The sequence below is a fragment of the Streptomyces sp. NPDC054813 genome, from assembly GCF_053611365.1.
The window spans coordinates 13,977-35,159 of the sequence record NZ_JBSHAF010000045.1; the positions used below are offsets into that span (position 1 = coordinate 13,977).

General features: G+C 68.5%; 16 protein-coding genes and 5 pseudogenes. 11 read left to right on the forward strand and 10 right to left on the reverse strand.

Annotated features, from left to right (window positions below; genetic code table 11):
• Positions 1-268 (forward strand): annotated as a pseudogene (locus tag ACWGJB_RS47680) (hypothetical protein); the annotation flags it as partial.
• A gap of 717 nt (positions 269-985) precedes the next feature.
• Here the strand turns inward: ACWGJB_RS47680 and ACWGJB_RS47685 are convergent.
• Positions 986-2,140: pseudogene (locus tag ACWGJB_RS47685) on the reverse strand (IS3 family transposase).
• 164 nt (positions 2,141-2,304) lie between these two features.
• Here ACWGJB_RS47685 and ACWGJB_RS47690 point away from each other — a divergent pair.
• From ACWGJB_RS47690 to ACWGJB_RS47705, 4 genes are all read left to right on the forward strand, one after another.
• Positions 2,305-2,838: a hypothetical protein gene (locus ACWGJB_RS47690; protein WP_453386292.1), complete on the forward strand. Its 534-nt coding sequence runs from the start codon at positions 2,305-2,307 to the stop codon at positions 2,836-2,838.
• Positions 2,839-2,883: 45 nt separating this feature from the next.
• On the forward strand, positions 2,884-3,897 hold the full coding sequence (locus ACWGJB_RS47695; RefSeq protein ID WP_453386293.1) for a hypothetical protein: 1,014 nt from the start codon (positions 2,884-2,886) through the stop codon (positions 3,895-3,897).
• An 18-nt stretch (positions 3,898-3,915) separates the two neighbouring features.
• A complete protein-coding gene (locus ACWGJB_RS47700; RefSeq protein ID WP_453386294.1) occupies positions 3,916-5,250 on the forward strand; it encodes a Dyp-type peroxidase in 1,335 nt (444 codons plus the stop codon).
• A 61-nt stretch (positions 5,251-5,311) separates the two neighbouring features.
• Complete coding sequence (locus ACWGJB_RS47705; RefSeq protein WP_453386295.1) at positions 5,312-5,944, forward strand: hypothetical protein; 633 nt, start codon at positions 5,312-5,314, stop codon at positions 5,942-5,944.
• 78 nt (positions 5,945-6,022) lie between these two features.
• Here ACWGJB_RS47705 and ACWGJB_RS47710 read toward each other — a convergent pair whose 3' ends face one another.
• Entirely contained in the window at positions 6,023-8,104 is a 2,082-nt protein-coding gene (locus tag ACWGJB_RS47710; protein WP_453386296.1) for a SpoIIE family protein phosphatase, read from the reverse strand.
• 5 nt (positions 8,105-8,109) lie between these two features.
• Positions 8,110-8,457: pseudogene (locus ACWGJB_RS47715) on the reverse strand (hypothetical protein); the annotation flags it as partial.
• 294 nt (positions 8,458-8,751) lie between these two features.
• Here ACWGJB_RS47715 and ACWGJB_RS47720 point away from each other — a divergent pair.
• From ACWGJB_RS47720 to ACWGJB_RS47735, 4 genes and pseudogenes are all read left to right on the forward strand, one after another.
• A complete protein-coding gene (locus ACWGJB_RS47720) occupies positions 8,752-10,764 on the forward strand; it encodes a SpoIIE family protein phosphatase (RefSeq protein ID WP_453386306.1) in 2,013 nt (670 codons plus the stop codon).
• A gap of 136 nt (positions 10,765-10,900) precedes the next feature.
• A pseudogene (locus ACWGJB_RS47725) lies at positions 10,901-11,173 on the forward strand (MerR family DNA-binding protein); the annotation flags it as partial.
• A 157-nt stretch (positions 11,174-11,330) separates the two neighbouring features.
• A complete protein-coding gene (locus ACWGJB_RS47730) occupies positions 11,331-11,579 on the forward strand; it encodes a ClpX C4-type zinc finger protein (RefSeq protein ID WP_453386307.1) in 249 nt (82 codons plus the stop codon).
• A 226-nt stretch (positions 11,580-11,805) separates the two neighbouring features.
• Entirely contained in the window at positions 11,806-12,438 is a 633-nt protein-coding gene (locus ACWGJB_RS47735) for a LysE family translocator (RefSeq protein ID WP_453386308.1), read from the forward strand.
• A gap of 192 nt (positions 12,439-12,630) precedes the next feature.
• Here ACWGJB_RS47735 and ACWGJB_RS47740 read toward each other — a convergent pair whose 3' ends face one another.
• The 3 genes from ACWGJB_RS47740 to ACWGJB_RS47750 all read right to left on the reverse strand — a co-directional run bounded on the left by ACWGJB_RS47740 (position 12,631) and on the right by ACWGJB_RS47750 (position 14,683).
• On the reverse strand, positions 12,631-13,005 hold the full coding sequence (locus ACWGJB_RS47740; RefSeq protein WP_453386297.1) for an STAS domain-containing protein: 375 nt from the start codon (positions 13,003-13,005) through the stop codon (positions 12,631-12,633).
• A gap of 299 nt (positions 13,006-13,304) precedes the next feature.
• A complete protein-coding gene (locus ACWGJB_RS47745; protein ID WP_453386298.1) occupies positions 13,305-14,054 on the reverse strand; it encodes a transposase in 750 nt (249 codons plus the stop codon).
• A gap of 212 nt (positions 14,055-14,266) precedes the next feature.
• Positions 14,267-14,683, reverse strand: coding sequence for a hypothetical protein (locus ACWGJB_RS47750; RefSeq protein WP_453386299.1), 417 nt, complete (start codon positions 14,681-14,683; stop codon positions 14,267-14,269).
• Between the two features lie 172 nt (positions 14,684-14,855).
• On the opposite strand from ACWGJB_RS47750, the pseudogene ACWGJB_RS47755 reads away from it, so the two are divergent.
• Positions 14,856-15,024: pseudogene (locus ACWGJB_RS47755) on the forward strand (transposase family protein); the annotation flags it as partial.
• Positions 15,025-15,905: 881 nt separating this feature from the next.
• On the opposite strand, the gene ACWGJB_RS47760 reads toward ACWGJB_RS47755, so the two are convergent.
• From ACWGJB_RS47760 to ACWGJB_RS47775, 4 genes are all read right to left on the reverse strand, one after another.
• Entirely contained in the window at positions 15,906-16,646 is a 741-nt protein-coding gene (locus tag ACWGJB_RS47760) for a TIGR03943 family putative permease subunit (RefSeq protein WP_453386300.1), read from the reverse strand.
• A complete protein-coding gene (locus tag ACWGJB_RS47765) occupies positions 16,643-17,674 on the reverse strand; it encodes a permease (RefSeq protein WP_453386301.1) in 1,032 nt (343 codons plus the stop codon). Before ACWGJB_RS47765 ends, ACWGJB_RS47760 begins: the two co-directional genes overlap by 4 nt.
• Positions 17,675-18,183: 509 nt before the next feature.
• Positions 18,184-18,582, reverse strand: coding sequence for a hypothetical protein (locus tag ACWGJB_RS47770; RefSeq protein WP_453386302.1), 399 nt, complete (start codon positions 18,580-18,582; stop codon positions 18,184-18,186).
• A gap of 135 nt (positions 18,583-18,717) precedes the next feature.
• Positions 18,718-19,128, reverse strand: coding sequence for an ALF repeat-containing protein (locus ACWGJB_RS47775; protein ID WP_453386303.1), 411 nt, complete (start codon positions 19,126-19,128; stop codon positions 18,718-18,720).
• 283 nt (positions 19,129-19,411) lie between these two features.
• On the opposite strand from ACWGJB_RS47775, the gene ACWGJB_RS47780 reads away from it, so the two are divergent.
• Positions 19,412-21,010: an RICIN domain-containing protein gene (locus tag ACWGJB_RS47780; RefSeq protein WP_453386304.1), complete on the forward strand. Its 1,599-nt coding sequence runs from the start codon at positions 19,412-19,414 to the stop codon at positions 21,008-21,010.
• Positions 21,011-21,183 lie beyond the last annotated feature (173 nt).

Consider the following 21,183-nt stretch of genomic DNA (forward strand, 5'->3'; position numbering starts at 1 on the left):
AGGCACGCAGGGCGGGACCGGAAACACCCAGGGCGGCACGCAGGGCGGGACCGGAAACACCCAGGGCGGCACGCAGGGCGGGACCGGAAACACCCAGGGCGGCACGCAGGGCGGGACCGGAAACACCCAAGGCGGCACGCAGGGTGTCCGTAATTCGGCAGCAGGGCGCATCATCACCGCGCCGCTCCCATCTCCTTCTGCTTCACCCATGGCGTTCACAACGAGTCTTCTGAAGTTGATCACTGATCGGGCGAGGCCACTGTCGTGACGGCGAGGCCCCCGAACACTGTTGAACGAGATGTCCGACGTCTCCGCACCACAGCCCCGGGGGCCTCGTTGGTTTCTCCACGTACTGGAGGAGTGAGGTGACGATGCTCATCGTCACCCGTCAGCACGACCGACGGTGCAAGCTGCCACCCGCAGCCAGTGTCCGACCTGCCAGAGGCAGGCTCCGTGGTGGCCTGTCCCGCTGCAGTCATCCACGCCTTCTGCAGGCAGCTGCCGCCGTAATCTGCCTGCAGAAGCAAGCCGGGTTCGGCCCACTCAACGGAGCTGTCTCAAGTCGGCTGGGGCACCGGGATCGCACCAGTCACACGGAGATCATCCCGATGGTGCCCCGACGCCCGCGGACAGAGCCGCCCCAGTAGGGCCTCATCGACATCCAACCCATACCGCTCCGCTGAGTAGAGCCGACGCCCAAACCCCCATCAGCGGTCTGTCGATGACCGCTCCATTGCGGGTCAACGAAGACGGCAACGCGTCCATCAAGACCTACTGCCTGCAGCATCAGCCAAGCCTCTTTCCTCGGCCGACGAACACATCAACCTGTTGCTCCTCCAATCAGGGGACGCACATCAGAGGCCAGACGAGTTGAAATGAATCTACGAAAGTTCGTCCACCTAGTACTCCGGGTCTTCACCGGAATCCTGGACACGGGCTATGCGGCTGGGGTCAGGGTAGTTGGTGTTGCGGCGAGTGCCTTCTCCTAGGCGATGGGACTGCGTTGTCCGAGCCGGGAGTGACGGCGCTGGGTGTTGTAGCGGTGCAGCCGTCGGAACGCCGCCAGTCGGGCCTCGCGCTCGCTGGTCCAGCCTTTGGCGCCCTGCAGCGTTTCGTGTTTGAACGTTGCGTTGAACGACTCCGCGAGTGCGTTGTCCGCACTGCTGCCCACTGCGCTCATGGACTGCCGGATGCCGGCCCTTTGGCAGGCGGCGCCCAAGGCCGCGGAGCTGTGTTGGGCTCCGTGACCGGTGTGGATCAAGGCCCCGGCGAGGCTGCCTCGGGTCCGCTCGGCCGCGGCCAGGGCATCGATGACGAGCTCGGCACGCATGTGATCGGCGATCGCCCAGCCCGCCAGACGCCGGGACGCGAGATCGATCATGGTCGCCAGGTAGCAGAACTTGCCGCCGACGGTGCTCAAGTAGGTGATGTCGCCGACGTACTTGGTGTTCACGGCCTGTGCGGTGAAATCGCGCCTGATGAGGTCAGGGCCTTCGCGGCGGCCGGGTCCGCGACGGTGGTGCGGTGTTTGGGGCGCAGTCGCAGACCGGCCAGGCCGGTCTGGCGCATGATTCGGGCGATCTTCTTGTGGTTGACCCGCTCGCCGCCGGCGCGTAGTTCGGCGGTGATCCTGGGGACGCCGTAGGTGCCGTCCGAGTCCTGGTGAACCTTGCGTATCCGGGCGGCGAGCCTCGCGTCGGCCGCCCGGCGCACGGCCCGGTCGGCTGCGGTGCGGCGCCAGTAGTAGAAGCTGGAGCGGGCGATGCCGAGAATGCTGCACAGCCGCTTCACGCCGCAGCGGCGCTGGTGGTCGGTGACGAACTGGAAGCGGTTCACCAGCGAGTCTCCCCGGCGAAATACTTCGCCGCCTTCTTCAGGATCTCGCGCTCCTCCTCCAACTCACGGACCTTCTTGCGCAGTGCTGCGTTCTCCGCCTCCAACGGCGTGGGTAGCTCGGCGGTTGCCTCCGCCCGGCGCCCCCGGGGCCGGTTCGCTCCGGCCGCCCGTACCCAGTTGCGGAGTGTCTCCGGGTTGACTCCCAGATCGGCGGCGACCTGCTTGACCGTCGCTCCGGGGCGCGACTGGTACAGCGCGACCGCGTCCGCCTTGTGAACTCCGGCGGGTAGTGCTTCATGACCACGAGATGTCCGTTCTCAGATCCTCAAGATCCACGTCTCAAGTGTCCAAGATCCGGGCTGAAGGCCCACCTGTGCCGGCCCCCTGCTGCTCACCAGGCAGGTGAATGTGCCGCGTGGGACGATGTGGGGGATTGTTCCCGGCCAGTGGGCGGCGGGAGGAGCGGACATGGATCTCAGGCCGCAGGCGGCGATCATCCCCAAGGACACGGCCCAACTCGAGCAGGGGAAATACGGCCCCGTTTTTCCGAAGACACCGGCGTGCTACGGATTCACCATCGTCGCGAAGGTCAAGCCCGGCCGCGCCGACGCGATGCGCGAGTACGGCTACACCTTGGCCAAGGCTTTGGAGGGAGACCCCCACCTTCTCGCGCCACTGAAGTTGCACTATCTCCGCTGGGTGCTTTTCGACGACGACACGCGCTTCATGTACCAGGGGATCTTCGACACCGACTTCGACAAGTACACCGAGGACGCCATCGCGCTGTTCAGCAAGGCTGGCGTGAACACGGCCTTCGAGAACCTCGAAGGGTTTCCCGAGGACTGGCGGACCAACCCCGAGGCGTTCGTCAGGTTCGTGCGTGAACATCATTGCCCGAGCTTCATCGAGTACGGCGAGTACCCGTATGTCTCCGCCGACGAGATCAAGAAGGCTCTGCGGATCAAGAGTGCCCTGTCGGAGATGCTCGACCAGCTGCAGTGAGCGCGGGCCTGCCGCGCACTTGTCCCCCTGCGGATCGGAGACGAGATGAGCGAGGCCAGGACCGCGCGCACCTACAACCAGAACCACATCCCGCGCGAGTACACCCCCGGCCGGCGCCGGGTGAGCATCTACGTCTCGTGGAGCTACCCGGCCGAGGCGGGCAGGAATCCGGCCGAGCTGGACAACCGGTTCTCCACGCTGACGGAGGTCAGGCGGGTGGCGTGGCCGGCCTACGAGGACCCGAAGTGGTCGGACCCGTTTCAGTTCCAGCAGGGCATCGCCGGTGCACTGGAACTGTTCTTCTGGGCCTGGGTGCCGTTCCAGGAGTTCGTCGAGGAGGTCACCGGGCACCCCGTCCCGGTGTATCAGCGCATCGACCAGGCCGGTTTCCGGACCCCGCTCGACGAGCGCGTACTGGCCGACACCGACACCCTCTTCGTGTTCGGCCTCGACCACATGGCCACCGGGCAGGAGGCCCAGCCCGAGGAGGTCGAGGCACTGCGAGCTTTTCTGGGCCGAGAGGATGCCTGTCTGGTTCTGGGACCCCACCATGACGTCGGCGCATCGGACGACCTGGCCGTGCGGGACGTGGAGTACCGCCATCACGGCGACCCCCTGGTCCCCCGCCAGCAGCGGTTTGCCACGTACGTCCGGGGCCTCATGCACGGCCTCGGAGTGCCGGTCGAGAACCGCTACGGACTGCGCCCCGCGGTGCGGGAGAAGAACAGGATCGCTCCGCTGGCCACGGTCAGGGACCTGGACACGAAAGGGTGGCTGGAAGGGGTGACGAGCTTCAACTTCCACCAGCATCTGCCGCACTACGCCGTGACCACCGACGAGCCGGGCATTATCAAGGTTCTGGCCAGGCAGCCGATCGACACCTCCAGACCGCACCCTTTCACCGACGCCGGCAATACCGAGTTCAACATGTTCCTGTGGATGCCACCCAGCGGTGAACGGGCCGGCGACGTGCTGCTGGCGGACTCCACGATCTTCAGTTCACTGTTCGGCGGCGACGAGAGCCTCAGGAACTTCTGGCGGAACCTCGTCACGAAGTAGTGCCGCAGGGAGGCGATCGTGAGCGAGTCTGCACAAGACGCGTTGGAACTCGACGACATTCAGCGCGGGGTTCTCAGCCCGCGGCCGACCCCCTACGCGGCGACGTACCTGGTGTTCCGCGTCGATGACCGGGCCGCCGGGCGGGAATTGATGCGGCGCGCGAGCGCGGTGGTGACCTCTGCCGCCGACCCGGTCAGTCCCCTGGGGGACACCTGGGTCAGTGTCGCGGTCACCTGTCACGGTCTGGAGGCCCTGGGCGTGCCGCGTGCCTCACTCGACACGTTCGCCTGGGAGTTCCGGCAGGGGATGGCCGCCAGGGCCAGGGCGCTGAGCGACGTCGGCGAGAGCAACCCCGAGAACTGGGAAGCGCCGCTGGGCACACCCGATGTCCATGTGGTACTCACGGCGCTCGCGCCCGACGTCCCGCGGTTGAAGACGGCCGTCGACCGGGCCCGACCGGCCTACGACCGCCTCGCCGGTGTGACCGCGATCTGGCGGCAGGACTGTTATGCGCTGCCCACCGAGACCGAGCACTTCGGTTATCGCGACGGGGTCAGCCATCCGGCCGTCGAAGGAAGCGGCATCCCCGGGTCCAACCAGCTGGAGGTACCGCTGAAGGCCGGGGAGTTCGTGCTCGGCTACCGGGACGAGATCGGCGGCATCCAGACCCCACAGCCGGAGGTGCTCGGGCGCAACGGCAGCTACGCGGTCTTCCGTAAACTCCACCAGGATGTCGCCGCGTTCCGGCGCTACCTGCGGGACAACGCCACCGGTCCCGAGGACGAGGAACTGCTCGCCGCCAAGATCATGGGCCGCTGGCGCAGCGGAGCTCCCCTGGCGCTGAGTCCGCAGCACGACGACCCCGCACTCGGTGTCGACCCGCACCGCCGCAACACCTTCCTCTACGAGCGGGACGATCCGACGGGATTCATCACGCCTGGCGGCTGCCACATCCGCCGAGCCAACCCCCGCGACGCCTCGGTGGCGGGAGAGGTGCGCCTGCACCGCATGATCAGACGCGGAGCCGTCTACGGTCCGCCGCTGCCCGAGGGAGTCCTGGAGGACGACGGGGCCGACCGCGGCCTGATGTTCGCGTTCGTCGGAGCCCACCTCGGGCGGCAGTTCGAGTTCGTGCAGTCGCAATGGATGAACGACGGTGTCTTCTTCGGCTCGGGCGACGCCAAGGACCCCGTCACCGGATCCCACGACGGCGTCGCCGGTTTCACGATTCCCCGGCGGCCGGTGCGACGACGCCTTGCGGCCCTGCCGGGGTTCGTCGTCACGCGGGGCGGCGAGTACTGCTTCCTGCCGGGTCTGCGTGCCCTGCGCTGGCTCGGCGACCTCCAGAACTGACCGGGCGGCGACGCGTGCCCGGCACCGCCCCGAGGGGCCCCGCCGCCCGAGGGGATGCCTCATGGACACCCCGCATATGCTGTTCAACGCCGTCACGGTGATCTTCATCGCGGCCACCATGTTCGCCGCCGGCCTGGGGGCCACCGTCGCGGCATCGCGCACCGTCAACGGCATACTCACCGCCGCCGACGTCGGTAAGGGCATCTCCCTCCAAGTCGCGACGCTGGTGCGGACCGGGGCCCTGCTCCAACTCGTACCGTTCGCCATCGGCCTGTTGCTGCGCCGCTACGCCGCGCCCACTGCACGGTTGTGGCACCCCACGGCGGCCGCGGTGTCGAACGGGACCTTCCTGATCGTGCTGGCAGGCATGCTGATCGGCAGTTGGCGTGACGTCGTCTCCCTCCTCGGTTCGCACACCCCTTTCGCCGGCTTCCTGCTCGCGGACGCCGCCTTCGCCGTCGGGAGCCTGCTGGCCACGGGGCCGCCGGTGCGCCGTACGACCATGGACGGCGTCGCCGCGGTACGCAACGCGGGGCCCGCCCTGGCCGCGATCGGGATAGCCTTCGGCGACCAGCCCGCCGTCCTGGGTGCGCTCGCCGCCGTTCTGCTCAGCGGCCTGGCAGCAGCCCTCCCGATCGCCACCGTGCTCAGCGGTCGGCGAAGCCGTCCCGCAGTACCAGACGACACACGCTGACCGGGACGTTCGCCGTTCCAACGCGAGATGCTCGCTGCCCTCGTGCCCCACGACTTCCCGGCCGTCCGGGCATCCCGGTCACGTCGGGGCAAGCGTTTGCTCGGTCCAGATCGTCTTGCTGTCGGCCGTGTAGCGGGCTCCCCAGGCTCGGGCGAGTTGCGCGGCGATGAAGAGTCCACGGCCGCCTTCGTCGGTGGTGCGGGCGTGCCGCAGGTGCGGTGCCGTAGGGCTGGCGTCACTGACTTCGCAGGTCAGCGTGCGGTCCAGGACCAGGCGCAACTCCAGTGGCGGGCTGCCGTAGCGAAGGGCGTTGGTGACCAGTTCACTGACGATGAGTTCGGTGTTGAACGCGGTCTCCATGTCGACGCTCCAGGCGTCGAGCTGGTCACGGGCATGCTTGCGGGCCGTGGCGGCGGTCGTGGGATGGTCCTCGAGCTGCCATGCGGCGACGCGGTGGCGGGGAAAGGGATGGGTGCGGGCCAGCAGGAGGACGGCATCGTCGGCCTGGATGTCGGCTGGGAGGGTGTACAGGATGTCGTCGCACAGCTCCTGCAGCGGGCGATCCGCCTGGGCCGGGGCCGTGTGGAGCGGGCTGGTGGCTGCCGTCAGGTGCGAGGCCAGTGCTGGGGCGGCGGGAAAGGCCATCACGCTGCCATGTGGGATCTGGATGCGGGCGGCGGCGAAGGGTGCCTGATCGGTGCTGCCCAGCCGTGGTCCGGGCGGTGTGTCGGGGTGGTCGAGGGTGCCGTCGGGGTGGACGATGACGGGCGCCGGGTGACCGGCCCAGGCGACGGTGCAGATCCGGGTCAGAGGGTCGTACACGGCGTACAGGCAGCTGGCTGTCACCGGCTTGCGATGCAGCGGGTTGGCGGACGGAAGTGACGCTCGCTCGGCAACCAGAAGCGTGGCGGTGTCGTTGAGACGCGCAAGGAGATCCTCGGGGTCCAGGTCGAGGGCGGCCAGGGGGTGGACCACGGTGCGCAGCTGCCCCGTGGCGGCTGTGGCGTGGATGCCCCCACCGGACACTGTTCCGGCGACCAGCGCGACACGGGCGCCGGACAACGCGATGGTCTCGTACCAAGCGTTCCCACCGTCACCGGGACGGGCGATGCCGGCCGCTTCCAGTGCGGTGTGGGAGGTGGCTCGCAGCGGGAGTATGTGCTGGAGGACGATGGCCGCGATCGAGTGGTCCCGCGTGTAGCGGCGGGCGTTGTCTATGCACAGGGCGGTGTGCCGTGCGACGTCGCGGGCGAGTGCGACGTCCTCGTCGTCGTACGGGTTCGCCGACCCGGTGCGGTAGAGGCTTACCAGCCCGATCACCGTGCCGCGCAGGGCCAGGGGGATGGCAAGGAGGCTATGCGCCCCCGATTCCCGGATGGCCTGGGCCCGCGCGGGATCGGCCGCCAGCCAGGGCAGGCTCGAGTCCAGGGCTACAGCCCGGGGAAGCAGATCGGTCAGGGCCTGGCTGTAGGGAGTCGGAGCGGGCAGGATCCCCGCAGCTCCTGGGGGCTGTGCCTGTGGCCAGTTCTCCCCGTCACTGCTGCGAGAGGCGGCACGCCGCAGCGTCACACCGCGGGGAAGGGGCGAGAGCGGGGGATCATCGCCTCGGATCACAGCATCCAGCAGCTCCACGACCGCGATGTCGGCGAATGCCGGTACCAGTGTCCCTGCCAGCTCTTGGCAGGTCACCACGACGTCCAGGGTGGGGCCCACGTGATCACGCACTGTACCGAGAATGCCCAGCCGGATCCGTGCCCTCTCCCGGTCGGTGACGTCCACCACTGTGATGGTCACGCCGAGGACCCCGCCACGAGGGTCCTCAAGACGAAACGCCGAGAGCTCATACAGACGTTCCTGACCACGGTGGACGGGCGGTCGCGCCCGTACGACCCGTTCCCGCAGCGGATCACCGCTCTCCAGTACTCCGCGTACGAGTGCCTCGACCGCCTCGGCCTCGACCACATGATGCGAGCCGGGGAACCTGCGCCCGACGACGTCTGCTTCCCGTGTGCCCTGCATGGCGGGCGTGGCGATGTTGACGCACACCACCCGCAGCTCGACGTCCAGCACCGCCAGGCCGACGGGTGACTGGGTGAACAAGGCATCCAGCAGTGCCGCCTCGGTATCACCCGCAACGCTGGCCCGACCACGGTCTGCCATGCAAGTCACCTCCGGTGCCGCCTGGTGGCAGAACCCCACGCGAGATGCCGATGCGTTTCCTTCCGGTGTACCCCGACACCGCGAACACGGCGACTTCGGCGCCACAACACATTCACGCTGGACAGCCGGAGGCCGACGGGCGTGTCGGCGGCGCGCTCATCCGCGTGCCGCGGTGACCAGGTAGACGACACGTTGGGCGACGGACACGGCGTGGTCGGCGGAGCGTTCGTAGTAGCGGCCGACCAGTGTGACGTCGACGCGTTTCCACTCCGTACGTCCGCTCCGTACGTCCGCCGGTCGTCCATCAGGTGCCGGAAGATCACACGGTGTGGCGCGTCCATGCGGTCGTCGTCCTATTTCAGCAGGTAGGTGACCACGGTTCGCAGGTCGGTGGCGACGGGCTGTGGCCGGGCCGGCAGGCGACTGCGCGGCCCTCCATATCCCGTGCGTGCGCGGAAGGCCGTTCCAGGAGGACCATGGAAGCCGATGCACTCCGTAGGTACGGGCAGGCCACGGATACGGGGCAGACCACGGGCTGGCGTGAGCTGTGGGCCGGCGCATGGAAGGAGTGCCGTGTGAGTGCAGCCGATGGGCAGTCGGCCGACACCGGCCGGCCGGAGGAGCGATCGCCGCAGCCGAGTGGGCTGATGGACCTTCTCAGGGTTGCCGCGGTGACGCTGGATGCCGACGGGCGGATCGTCTTGTGGAGCCCGGAAGCCGAGGACCTGTTCGGCTACAGCGCCGAGGAGGCGCTCGGGCAGTACGCGGCGCCGCTGCTCGTCCACGAACAGCACTGGGAGCTGATCACCAAGCTGTTCTCCGAGGTCATGAGCACCGGGGAGAGGTGGGCCGGGGCGTTCCCCATTCGGCACAAGGACGGCCGCACCCGTTTGGTGGAGTTCCGCAACATGCGGCTCCTGGACGACCGCGGCGACTTCTACGCCCTGGGCCTGGCCACCGACAGGTCACGGCTTCGGGAGGTCGAACGGGACCTCGCCCTGTCCACCCGGCTGATCTCCCAGTCGCCCATCGGGCTGGCGACCCTCGATACCGATCTGCGATACGTGGCCGTGAACCCCGCCCTGGAGCGGATGCACGGCATTCCCGCGGAGGACCATCTGGGCCGGCACTACCGCGAGATCATGACGTCGGCGAAGTTCGAGGCGCCGGAGGCCGGGATGCGGCAGGTCCTCAGGACCGGCACTCCCCTGGTCGACGAGTACACCATCGTCGGCCACACCCCCGCCGATCCGCACCTGCACGCCTGGTCGATCTCGCTGTACCGGCTGGAGGACCCGCAGGGGCGTGTTCTCGGGGTGGCCGACCTTGTGGTGGATGTCACGGATCGTTATCAGGCGGCCACGGAGGCCGCTGAGGCCCGCCGGCGACTGGCGCTGATCGCCGACGGCTCGGCTCGCATCGGCACCACCTTGGAAGTGGAGCAGACCGCCCGCGAGTTGGCGGGAGTCGCCGTTCCCGAACTTGCCGACATGGCGACGGTCGACGTCCTCGACTCCGTCCTCGACGAGCACCGTCCGCCCCTGGGTGAGGGCCCCGCGCGCTTCCGCGCCCTCGCGGTGCAGGCCGCCTATGACACCGAGGCCGTCCAGGCCGCCGACCCGCCCGGCAAGATTGCTGTCTACGACGCCGACCGCCTGCCCACCGAATGCGTACGCACCGGTCGGCCGATCCTGGTCTCCCATGTGGATGACGCCGCCCTGGCCCGCATCGCCCGCGACGACCGCGCCGCCACGCTGCTGGCCCGCGCCGGCGTGCACTCGTACATGCTGGTCCCGCTCACTGCCCGCGGCCAGATCCTCGGCTTCCTGGGGCTGAGCCGCGCCCGCAACCCGCAGCCCTTCAGCGAGGACGATCTCGCCCTCGCCGGTGAACTGGCGTCCCGCGCAGCCGTGTGCATCGACAACGCCCGCTCACACCAGACGGTACGCAACGCCGCCGAGACCCTTCAGCGCAGCCTGCTCCCGGACCACCCGCCCCACCTCCCCGGCCTGGAGGTCGCCTCCCGCTACCGGCCGGCACAGGCCGCCTACGAGGTCGGCGGCGACTGGTATGACGTCCTCCCACTCGACGGCGACAAGACCGCACTCGTGGTGGGCGACGTCATGGGCAGCGGTATCGACGCCGCCGTCACCATGGGGCGCCTGCGCACCGGCACCAGCGACTTCGCCGATCTCGACCTCGAGCCTGCCCAGGTCCTCCACCACCTCGACAAGATCACCTCCGGACTTGAGCAATACATAGCCACCTGCGTCTACGCCGTCTACGATCCGCACCGCGCGGAGTGCCACATCTCCGTCGCCGGCCACCTGCCCCCCGTCCTGGTGCGCAGCGGCAAGCACCCGGAACTGCTCGACCTGCCGACCGGCACCCCGCTCGGGGTCGGCGGCGTCCCTTTCGTGACCACGACCTTTCCCGTCGGCTCCGGCGATCGGCTGGTCCTGTACACCGACGGACTCGTCGAGGTCCGTCATCACCCCATCGACGAACGCCTCGACACCCTCCTGCACCTGCTTGACGCACCCGACCCCACCCCGGAGGAAACCTGCGACCGACTCCTTCGCGAACTCCGGCGCCCCGCTGACCCGGATGATGTCGCCGTGCTCATCGCACGTATGCAACCGTTCGCGTCCGACTCGTGAGGTACGGCCCGATTGGGCCGGCCACCGAACCGATCAACGGCGCGGGGGCGCCGGAGACCTGTGATGGTTCACGCATGACGCGCCCCGCGCTCCCCAACCCGCTCGGCGCCGGTTGGGCACCGCCTGACGACGGCGGATCTCGCCGGTCCGCTTCTACGAACAGCCCGGGCTGCTGCCCGCCCCGCCGCGCACGTCTGGCGGCTACCGCGACTACCCGCCGCAGGCAAGCACCCGGCTGGCGTTCGTCCGCGACGCCCAGTCGGCCGGCCTCACCCTCGCCGAGATCCGCTCGGTCCTCACCCTGCGCGACTCGGGCCAGGCACCGTGTGCGCACGTCAGGGACCTGATCGAGGACCATCTGGCTGACATCGAGCGACACATGGCCGAGCTGCGCACGACCCGGACCGCCCTGCGCACCCTGGCCGCGCGGGCCGCCTCGGCGAAACGAGCCGCCGCCTCTTCGACTACCCCACCGGCCAGGCCGGAGCGGGACAGCCCGTGTTCTCCGACGAGGCCGCGGCCGCACTGGCAGCCGCCGAACACCTGGCGGCCGAACGCACTCCTGACTGCGCCCCCATCGTCGTCAACACCCCCCAACTGCTGGCCGTCATCGCCACCAACCCCGGCTCCCGCGCACACCCTTCGGCCGACGCTCCCGGCGCGCGCGTGGGGGCAAGAAACAGCCCGACCGCTGCTCGTTCTGCGGCCACCCCCGCAGCGAGGAGCGCCGCCTCGTGGCTGGGCCCGAGGTGTGGATCTGCTCCGACTGCGTCGTCCTGTGCGGCGAGATCCTCGCCCAGCCCGCCGACGCGTAGGCGTGACAGACCGCTCCGTACACGCTCGGAACCAGAAGGGTGCGCACCATCCCGTCAGCCTTTGAACAACGCTCGTGGCCTACGTCGATGGGCAATAGTGCCCCGTCGGGTAACGTTCGCCCTGTCGGAGACTGCGCGTCAGACGTAGGGGAAGAATGGGGCAACTGTCGTCTCAGTCCGTGGAATTGGGTCGACTTGCTTCTCCCCCGTGATCAGCATGGCGGCCATGGTGGACACATCTCTGTACGCGGCCTTCTTGGTTGCCGCCTTCGCACTGTGCATCGCTCCGGGTCCCGACATGATGTTCATCGTGTCTATGGGCGGGCGTGGTGGGCCGTCCACGGGCGTGATGGCCGCACTAGGGGTGGCCTGCGCGATGCTCGTACACGCGGTCGCCGCGGCGCTCGGACTGTCGGCGCTGTTCCTGGCGCTCCCGACGCTGTACCACGTGCTGCGCTGGGTGGGCGCGGCCTATCTGTTCTACCTGGCGGTCAAGGCGTTCCGCGATCGATCGGTGCCGGGCGAGGACGAGGCGGACGGGAAGTCAGGGCCAGTGTGGCGGCGCGCCTTCTGGCAGGGGGCCGTCACCAACCTGCTCAACCCCAAGGTCATCCTTTTCAACGTGTCGTTCCTGCCGCAGTTCGTAGACCCCGAACTCGGCCACGTGGCAGTGCAATTCCTGATCCTCGGCGTGACGATCGTGGTCATGGGGTTCGCCGTCGACGGCTCGATCGGTCTGCTCTCAGGGCGGTTGTCCGCGGTGCTCCGGCGCAGCCACCGCGTAGCTCGCGGACTCAACATCTTCAGCGGCACAGTCTTCGCAGGGCTGGCCGTTCGACTGGCCGCTGCCCCGAAGTAGCTTGCTCAGACAGGACAACTGCTCCGGTCGTCGACAGGGCGAACGTTGCCTGATGCGGCACTGGTTCAGAGAAGCGACCAGGCCGAAGCTGATCGCGCCGAACCAGATGCTCCGCGGCATCGCGGACCTCCATGACAGGCCCGGAGCCCCCTCAGCCCACGGTCTCGTCTCCCCCACAGCCCGGCATGCCCTTCACCAGGCGACTGCGTCCTCCACTGTCGGCCGGACGTCCAGGACGGTGTCCGCTCCCGTCAGTTCCAGGACCCTCGCAAGCGCCGGCGCGGGCCTGGCCACCCGCAGCACGGCCGTCCGGTTGAAGTTCAGCAGCAGGTTCAGGACGGTCGAATCCGCGAAGGTGAGGCCGGCGGCATCCACCACTACCCTGGCGTGCCTCCGGGCTCCGGTCTCCAGCGCCGCCGCCAGGGCGGGCGTCGAGTTCAGATCGAAGGCGCCGAAGACGGCCACCACCCACGCGTCACCCTGCTCGCGCTGCACGAGGCGGGGCAGCGACGCCGCATGCGCTGTGGTCGGATCCGGCGGCCTGTCCTCACCGCTCGAAGAACTCATGTCGGTGAGTATGTCGTGAAGATCGCGTCCGCACGAGAGACTGGGGCCAGGCCGTAGCCGTGAACATTCGCGTTGCCCTGCCTGTACCGCGCCGCTCCCCTTCGCCCTGCCCCCGGGCAGTCCGCGGCGGATGGCTCTGATACCGCCCCGCTCCAGGACACCCGTCCTGCCTCCCGAGCGCGGCTCGGTGCACCCGAAGCTGGCTTTACCGGGCCGGCCATCGAAGAGAGCGAACGTGCACTGAACCAGCGAGTGAACCGGCGCTCAACCTGGCTTTGACGCGCTGACACTGAGCTCTTTCAGCGTTGCCTCTCCAGGGTGAGGACGGCTTTGGCGATGACGGTCATGCGGTTGGGGCTGATGCGGGATCCACGGAGGATCTGCCAGGACTTCAGTCGTGCGATGCCGCGTTCGACAGGCGACCGGGCCTGGGCGAGAGCACGGTTGACGGTGCGCTGGGTGGGGGTGAGTTCTCCGCCGGGTGGCCGTCTGAGGCCGGTGGTGACCCAGGGGCCGGTACCCGTGTAGGCCCGGTCAGCCAGGATCGGGACACCTTGTCGCTCGCAGACCCGGACAATCTTGTGGCTGCGGGCGGCGGTCAGGTCATGGGTACGGCCCGGCAGGGCGGGTGACATCCACAGCACGTCGCCGGTGGGGTCCGTGACGACCTGGACGTTCACGCCGTGCCGGCGGTGCTTCGCGGAGTAGTCAGCGCGGCTGTCGCCGACGCGGTCGCACTCGGCGAGGGTGCGGTCCAGGAGCACGAAGTCCGGGTCGTGCTCGCGCAACGTCTTCAGCAGACCCGGGGCGCGGTCGGCGAGCAGGTCGGTCACCGCGGTGACGTAGGCGTGGGCGGTGCCGACAGATATGCCGAAGGAGGCCGCGATCCTTACGAGGGTGTAGTGGCGGCGCAAGTACACGAGTGCGACGAGGGCACGCTGGTGCGGCGGGAGTTTGCACCGTCGGTCACCCTCCCGGGTGACGATGAGCATCGTGACCCACTCGACCAGGGCGTGAGGCAGGTCGAGTGCGGCAGGATACGGAGCCAACAAGGCTCCTCTGTTGCTGAGTTGAGACGTCGAACACCTCTCTCAACGGCGCGGGAGCCTCGTGCGTTGCGCATCCCGTCTGCGTCACCCACCCGATGTCCACGCTGAAATAGCTCAACGAGGATGGCGGGGCTGCACCCCCCACCACCTTCGATGGGCATGACCAGGTCCACAGGCACTACCGCTCAACTTCGACGGTTGAACCGAAGCGATCACATCACGTACGTCAGCACATACAGCAGAAGAAGTGGCACGATCATCGCTTCCACGCCCAGCAGCCACCACAGAGGATGCCACGCTTCAGAACGCGAATCGAGTTCCTCCCGAGTGCGGACCCGTCGCCACGGCGAGGCAGGGTCGTACACGAGAAGGGTTTCCTCGCCGGGCGTGCCCAGAATCCTTCTGCGGAGCGGAGATATGTACATCACCTGCCGGCCTGAATCCGTCACGAATTCAAAGCTGGTCGAGTAGCTGCCCTCGGAGACCGAAACGTTTCTACAGCGGCCGACGACTTCCTTACCCACGTGTCTCAGCCGTCGCTCGACCCACAACGGGACCAAGCCGAACCAAAAGATAAAAGGTATTGGGAAGACGACCAGTCCGACCAAAATCCACCCCAGTGTGTCCACTCCTGGAGCATGCCACACGCCAACACCAGAGCAGGCGGGATCGATCCTCGCGGCGCACGAGGCTCCCATGTCGTTGGGAGAGGCGTTCGAAGTCTCAACCCACAGGCACAGGAGCCGTGTTGGTTCCGTGTTCTGCCGCACTCGGCCTACTGCGCGCCCTGCACAGGCGGATCCGGACTACGTCCTGCTCGACGGGCACTCTCGCGGAGTGCGACCGGGTCGGCGACAGCCGGGCCGACTTCTCCCAAAAGCGCCGCCGGCACCGGGTGAACGTGCAGGTGGTGACCGACCCGGCCGGGCTGCTGCTGAGGATCTCGCCGACGATGCCCAGCCGCACGCACGGAGCTCGTTTCGGCGTTGTCTCACCCGGGAGAGGCAATGCTGAAAGAGCTCACTGTGTTGGCTACTCGCCGATTTGTGACCGGCATTGACGAACGGCTTGTGGCCCTGCAGAGCACTATCGCGGGCGCGGGATCGACTCGCCCGACCCGTCGGTGCCCTGCTCCAGCCTCGGAGGATCCCTGCGAGCACGGGATCGACACTTGCTGAGCAGGGACGTCAACGGGCAGGGCCACCGTTTTCCTTTAGGTGCCGCTCGGAAACAGTCCCCGCACGGGCCCCGCCCATACCACTCCGCGCCCCAGCACCTCGCGCCGGCGCTGGGACCATGCTGCGCTGCGGATCCCAGGCAATCACAATCGCGCCGTGTCCGACGGCGCCTGGCGAGTCGCGGTCCACGCAACCTCGAAGAGACAGTACGGCCGACGCCCTCCGAAGGCGGTTGACGTTGCCGAAGCACTGGGCCCAGCTACACCCGCCGAAGTAGAGCGGAAATTGGGCGTCGAGCGGGGACCGGATGACCGTCCATTCTACTGCGAGTATTTCTCGTCTCCTTCTCGCCGGATCCGATCCTGGCAGTCGTCGCGCAGCAGTTGACCGGTGATCTTGAAATTCTCGTCGTCCTTGGCCAGAAGCAGCCGCAGCCCTTACACAGGCCGAGGTTGTCGAAGTCCTTGGTGCAGGCGAAGCAGTACATTGCGCTGTTATTCGATGGATCGAAGAATACGGCGCAGTCGAGAAGCGCGAAGGCGTGTCACGATGGACAGTCCGTGCCGGGGCTGCCTTGAGGTCGGGATCGCGCCAGATGTCAGCCAGCAGTTGCTTCACGGTCCAGGTTACGGAGCAGAAGTGGCACTGCGCTCCATCGGCATGGACATACCGTCTAGGAAGGCGTGAGCGGCAGGTCGTCCGTAAAGGCGTTGACCGGTTGAGAGACCTGCTCGGTGCGCCCCACGTCGAGGGCTGCTGCCGCGGACTTCGTACCGAGTCTGCCCTGGGGATGCCAGGTTCCAGTGACGGCTACCCAGGTGTTGGCGGGGAGGGCGTCGGTGCCGTACATCCGGACCTTGACCGACTGGGCGTCCGCGGCGCAGCAGGTGAAGATGATCCGGGTCAGGTACCAGCCGCCGTCCTGGCCGGCCGGGGTGACGAAGCCGGTCATCCGGACGGTACGGCCCTTGATGCTCAGCTCCCGGTCCTGCTGGACCCGGGCGGTGAATTCACTGAGCGTCATGGGCAGGGGCGAGGTCGCAGCGGGCAGTGGGTCGAACTCCTTCTGCTTCTTCACCACCTTGTCCGTGGCGCGCGAGGCCGAGTAGGCGCCGAGGGCGGGCGGGGCGTAGAGGAGGAGGCTGAGCGCGGGGAGGAACAGCAGCCAGGCGATGCGCGGGGCGGTGGAGTGGTCGTGGCCGTGCGCGCTTTCATGGCCGTGATCGTGGTCGTGATCGTTCCGGTCCAGGGCCGCGCCCGCCAGGGCGAGCAGCAGCAGGAGTACGCCGGACGCGATCAGCAGCGGGCGCAGGCCCTCTTTGACATAGCGCAGGTAGAGGTCGGTGAAGAGGGCGGCGTGCAGCAGACCCAGGCCGGTCAGGGCCAGCAGCACGACTTGGACCGGGCGCTTCACAGCAGTGCGCCTCCGATCAGGACGCTGATGGCCACGGCCACGACCGTGGTCGCGGTGGAGAAGCGGAGTGCGAACGCCCGGCCGAAGGTGCCGGCCTGGAGGGCGATCAGTTTCAGGTCGACCATCGGGCCGACCACCAGGAAGGCCAGCCGGGCGGTGGGCGAGAAGCCGCTGAGGGAGGCAGCGACGAAGGCGTCGGCCTCCGAGCAGACCGCGAGCAGCACGGCGAGCGCCGTCAGGAAGAGGACGGACAGCCAGGGTGAGCCGGAGAAGGTGTCGAGGACGGTACGTGGCACGGTCACGTTGAAGGTGGCCGCCGCCATCGCACCGAGCACCAGGAAGCCGCCCGCGTGCAGGAAGTCGTGCTGGAAGCCGCGGCGGAACTCCGTCCAGCGGTGGTGACCCGGCTGGTGGCCGGTGTGGCGGACGGTGGGCCGCAGCCACTCCTCCCGCCCCAGCCAGAGCCACAGCCAGCCCATGGCTGCGGCGGTGGCGAGCGAGGCGAGCAGGCGGGCCACGACCATGGCTGGGCTGCCGGGAAAGGCGACTGCCGTGGCGGTGAGCACGACGGGGTTGATCGCGGGCGCCGAGAGGAGGAAGGCGAAGGCCGCGGCCGGGGTGACGCCGCGGCGGATCAGGCTGTTCGCGACGGGGACCGAGGCGCACTCGCAGCCCGGCAGGACGACCCCGGCGGCACCGGCCACCGGGACGGCGAGCGCCGGGCGTCTGGGCAGGATCCTGGTGAACAGGTCCGCCGGTACAAAGGCGTTGATCGCCCCGGACAGGACCGTGCCGAGCAGGAGGAACGGCAGCGCCTGGACGGTGATGGCCAGAAAGACGGTGCGCCAGGCCGAGACAGCGGGGCTGTTGAGCCACTGGGTGCCGGCGAGCACGAGGGCGAACGCCAGTCCGGTGACCATGACAACGCCTACGGCCCACGGCCATGGGACGGTACGTCGCCCGGGTAGTGCGGCGGGCGCGGTCGCCACTCCGCCCCTCACATCGAGCATTTCATCCGCTTTTGGCATTTTTACTCCGGATGTCGGATGTCGAGGCCGAAGATAGCGAGGAAGCCGCCCCGCACGGCGCCCACACGCCGCCGCAGATGAATGATGAGAATCTGAACTAACCGTCTCTTTAGGGATCCGTCCTCCGGGCGGCGGTGTCCGCGGTCGCGGCGACGGTACTGGGAACCAGGGCCGTCACCTGGTCGACGACGGACCGGTGCCGTGGCCGCAGAGCACGGCGGCACCGGTCCTCTCCTGCGTCGGCCTCGCCGGTACGCGGCGGCCACGCTCGCCGGTGGGGCTGCATCTGTGACTCAGGAGGGAACACGCCGACGGTTCGACGACGGCCGGCATCTCGGAGTGTCCGTCAGGGCGGTGTTCCGGCCGAGCCGGGGGCGGATGCCGACGGCATTGAGCCGGCGAGCGGGCGTGCTGCGTGACCAGGCCCGGGATCCAGCCGAGCCGAGCCGTGCCGTCCGGTGACGCCCTGATCCCGGCTTGAATCGCGGACGCGTCCGCCGTTCCGCAATTCAGCGGACGGCGGCCAGGACGTGGCTGGGGCCCACCTGCCAGACGGCTCCGACGTGCTCGAATCCCGCATCGCGCAAGAGGGCGACATGACCGGACAGGGTCAGGTCGTTGCCCTCGCACCGGGGGCGCCCGTCGTCGCTACGGGAGACGAGCGGGGCCAGTTCCGGGTCGGTGGCTGCGCTCGACCACCAGGATTCCCAGTCCTCGCCGGGGGATGCGGCGGTGCGTTCGGTTCGGCGGCGTCCGATGTCGGTCGCGAGCTCGGACACCTTCGTCGAGTCCGGGCTGATGTGGTCGCCGTTGATCAGGATGCCGCCGGGGCGCAGCAGCCCGGCAAGTTCCCGGTAGACGCACCGCAGGGTTTCCGCGCCGAGGTAGTGCAGGGCCGTGGTCGACACCACCGCGTCCGCAGGGCGATCCAGGGCGCCTTGGCTGACTCGGCAGCCGCGCTGGCTCTCCCCTGTTCGCTACCCCCCACTGGATCGTCTTTACGGCGGGCGGGGTAGCCCGGCCACCGACATCAGTGAGATCGGTCAGACCTTGTACTGACCGATGGTGATGAAGTAGCGCAGCTCCTCCGGCGTTCCGTCCATGGCCTTCTCGGCCGCGGCGCGCAGGGCCTTGCTGATGCCGGGGCGGGCCAGGATCCGGGCGACGGCGACGCGGTCGTCCTCGGCCCGGGCGAGCCGCAAGCCGCCTTTCAGAAACGCGGCCCGGTCGGCCGGAGTGCCGTCGAGAGCCTTGTTGGCCTCCCGAACGACGGCCTTGCCGCTGGCCGGGTCGGCCAGGATCCGGGCAATGGCGACGGCGTTGTCCTCGTCGGAGTCGACCACCGTGGACGTGTGCGGGGCGGCCGGAGCGGCCGCGAAGGACGGGCCGGCGAGCAGCAGGACCGGAGTCAGTGCGGTGGCGGCCACGACGAGCGTCGCGCGGGTTTTGTTCATGGGTCCCCCCTTGTCGGAACCGATCCGATTCCTGCTGGTCAACAGAAGGAAATGATTGTATGTCAGATGCTCGCTCGTGATCGACGGTATTTGATCTCTGCGAGACGAGGGACGGCGTCGGCTTGAGGCGGGCGCCGCCCGGCCACGCTGGCGCCCATGGAGGTCCCGGCGGCACAGGGAGTTATCGGACTTCGGTCACGAGCATCGTGTGCCTCGAGTCGCTTCACGGCCTGGCCGGTCATGTCATGATCATGTGATGCACTTTTCACTTCCTCCTTCCCGCATGCCTACGAAAGTCGCGCTGCTGGCCCGCCTGACGGCGGTCTGCTCGCTGCTGCTGGGAAGCATGTACGTAATGGCCGGCCCGGCGCAGGCGGCCAGCGAGATCGCCCCGATCCCTGCCGGCGGGTTCAAGCTGTCGCTTGACAGCGACTCGACCTCGGCCGTCAACCAGGGGGAGGCAGCCAACCCCCAACTCGGCAAGGTAGGACTGACGACCCTCGCCGGCAGCGGCACGTCAGGGCAGGACGGTCTGTGCTACCCGGCTCCGTTCAACCCGGGTGTCGACGCCGACGGCTACTGCTGGAAGAACGACGCTGACGACAACGGCACGAACGGCTGGAGCCCGCAGGGGCTCTCCGTGCCGCACAACGACGTGGCCGACGGCTCGTGGGAAGGCCACCTCTGGGACGTCGTTTCCTGGCACAACGGGGACAACACGCTGGCGAAGCTGCGCTTCGTGAGCCACGCCGAGGCCACCCCCCGGTACACCGACGTGCTCCTGACGACCCTGTCCGCGGACGGCAAGCTGACCCCGCTCGCCTCCCACGCCGACAGCGTCGTCTGGTACAAGGACAACCTCTTGGTCGGCAACGGTCGGTATCTGCACGTCTTCCGCCTCACCGACCTGATGCGCGCCACCAACCGACCCTCCGGCTTCGACTACGTCCTGCCCAGGTCGTACCTCTACCGGACGCCCCCGGACAGCAATTCATCCTGCCAAGCGGTCACTGGCGACGCTCCCTGCCTCACCTCCCTCAGCTTCGACCGGTCCACCGGAGCCTTGCTGTCCAGCGAGTACGTCCAGAAGGCGGCGGGCGGCCGTCTCGTCGAATGGCCACTCGACCTGACCGCCGGCCTGCCGAGGACGGGGAACGGCAACTCGGTCACCGCCTCCGCCGCCTGGACCTCACCGGTCTGGGGCATGCAGGGCGCGGTCTACGCGCAGGGCTCCTTCTTCCTCAGTGGTCTGTGCCCGTCGTCCTTCGACACCGGGTACCGCGAAAGCGCCTGCGTCCACAAGGCCGGGCGCGGCGAGGCCCCGCACGTCCTGACGGCGGTTCCCGACATGACGCAGAACCTCGACTGGGACGGCTCCAGCGGGCGTGTGCGCGGGATCAACGAGGTGGCCCAGTCCGACCAGGTCCTCCCCCAGCGTCTGGTCTTCAACTTCTCGCCCACCGCTCGTTCCATCGAGACCGTCAGGTTCCGGAACGTCAACAGTGGCAAGTGCCTCCTGCCGTACGGCTCCAGCCTCAATGACGGGGCGAACGTGGTCCAGTGGGACTGCAACGGTACGAGCGCGCAGAACTGGTACTGGGACGGATCCCGCATCCGCAACTTCCAGAGCAACCGCTGCCTTTCCGTGTACGGCAGGAGCACCTCCGACGGCGCCCAGATCACCCAGTGGCGCTGCAACGGCGACGCAACCCAGAACTGGTCACGGGCCACCGGAACGGCCGGCGGATCCGTGCTCGTCAACGGCGGCAGCAACCTCTGCCTCACCATCTACGGACGGAGCACGTCCAACGGCGCCAACACCGTGCAGTGGACCTGCCAGCCGGACCACACCGACCACAACTGGACGGGTTCCGGCACCTGACGCCATCCCCGCCGACATGGACCAGGTCGCCAGGCCGGGCTCGTTCGTAATCGAGGCGACCTGAAACCCGACACAGCGGCGGGGGGGGGGGGGGGGGGGGCCCCCCACCCCCGCACAGGCCAGCGGCGCGCGAGCGCCGCCCCCCGCGCGCGAGACGCTCGCGGCCCCACGCG

What these genes read in the sequence shown, in the direction of transcription:
- ACWGJB_RS47735 (WP_453386308.1), top strand. Translation starts at nt 11,806, where the DNA reads ATGGTGGACACATCTCTGTACGCGGCCTTCTTGGTTGCCGCCTTCGCA.
- ACWGJB_RS47710 (WP_453386296.1), bottom strand. Translation starts at nt 8,104, where the DNA reads ATGGCAGACCGTGGTCGGGCCAGCGTTGCGGGTGATACCGAGGCGGCA.
- ACWGJB_RS47695 (WP_453386293.1), top strand. Translation starts at nt 2,884, where the DNA reads ATGAGCGAGGCCAGGACCGCGCGCACCTACAACCAGAACCACATCCCG.
- ACWGJB_RS47720 (WP_453386306.1), top strand. Translation starts at nt 8,752, where the DNA reads ATGGACCTTCTCAGGGTTGCCGCGGTGACGCTGGATGCCGACGGGCGG.
- ACWGJB_RS47780 (WP_453386304.1), top strand. Translation starts at nt 19,412, where the DNA reads ATGCCTACGAAAGTCGCGCTGCTGGCCCGCCTGACGGCGGTCTGCTCG.
- ACWGJB_RS47690 (WP_453386292.1), top strand. Translation starts at nt 2,305, where the DNA reads ATGGATCTCAGGCCGCAGGCGGCGATCATCCCCAAGGACACGGCCCAA.
- ACWGJB_RS47775 (WP_453386303.1), bottom strand. Translation starts at nt 19,128, where the DNA reads ATGAACAAAACCCGCGCGACGCTCGTCGTGGCCGCCACCGCACTGACT.
- ACWGJB_RS47705 (WP_453386295.1), top strand. Translation starts at nt 5,312, where the DNA reads ATGGACACCCCGCATATGCTGTTCAACGCCGTCACGGTGATCTTCATC.
- ACWGJB_RS47765 (WP_453386301.1), bottom strand. Translation starts at nt 17,674, where the DNA reads ATGCCAAAAGCGGATGAAATGCTCGATGTGAGGGGCGGAGTGGCGACC.
- ACWGJB_RS47740 (WP_453386297.1), bottom strand. Translation starts at nt 13,005, where the DNA reads ATGAGTTCTTCGAGCGGTGAGGACAGGCCGCCGGATCCGACCACAGCG.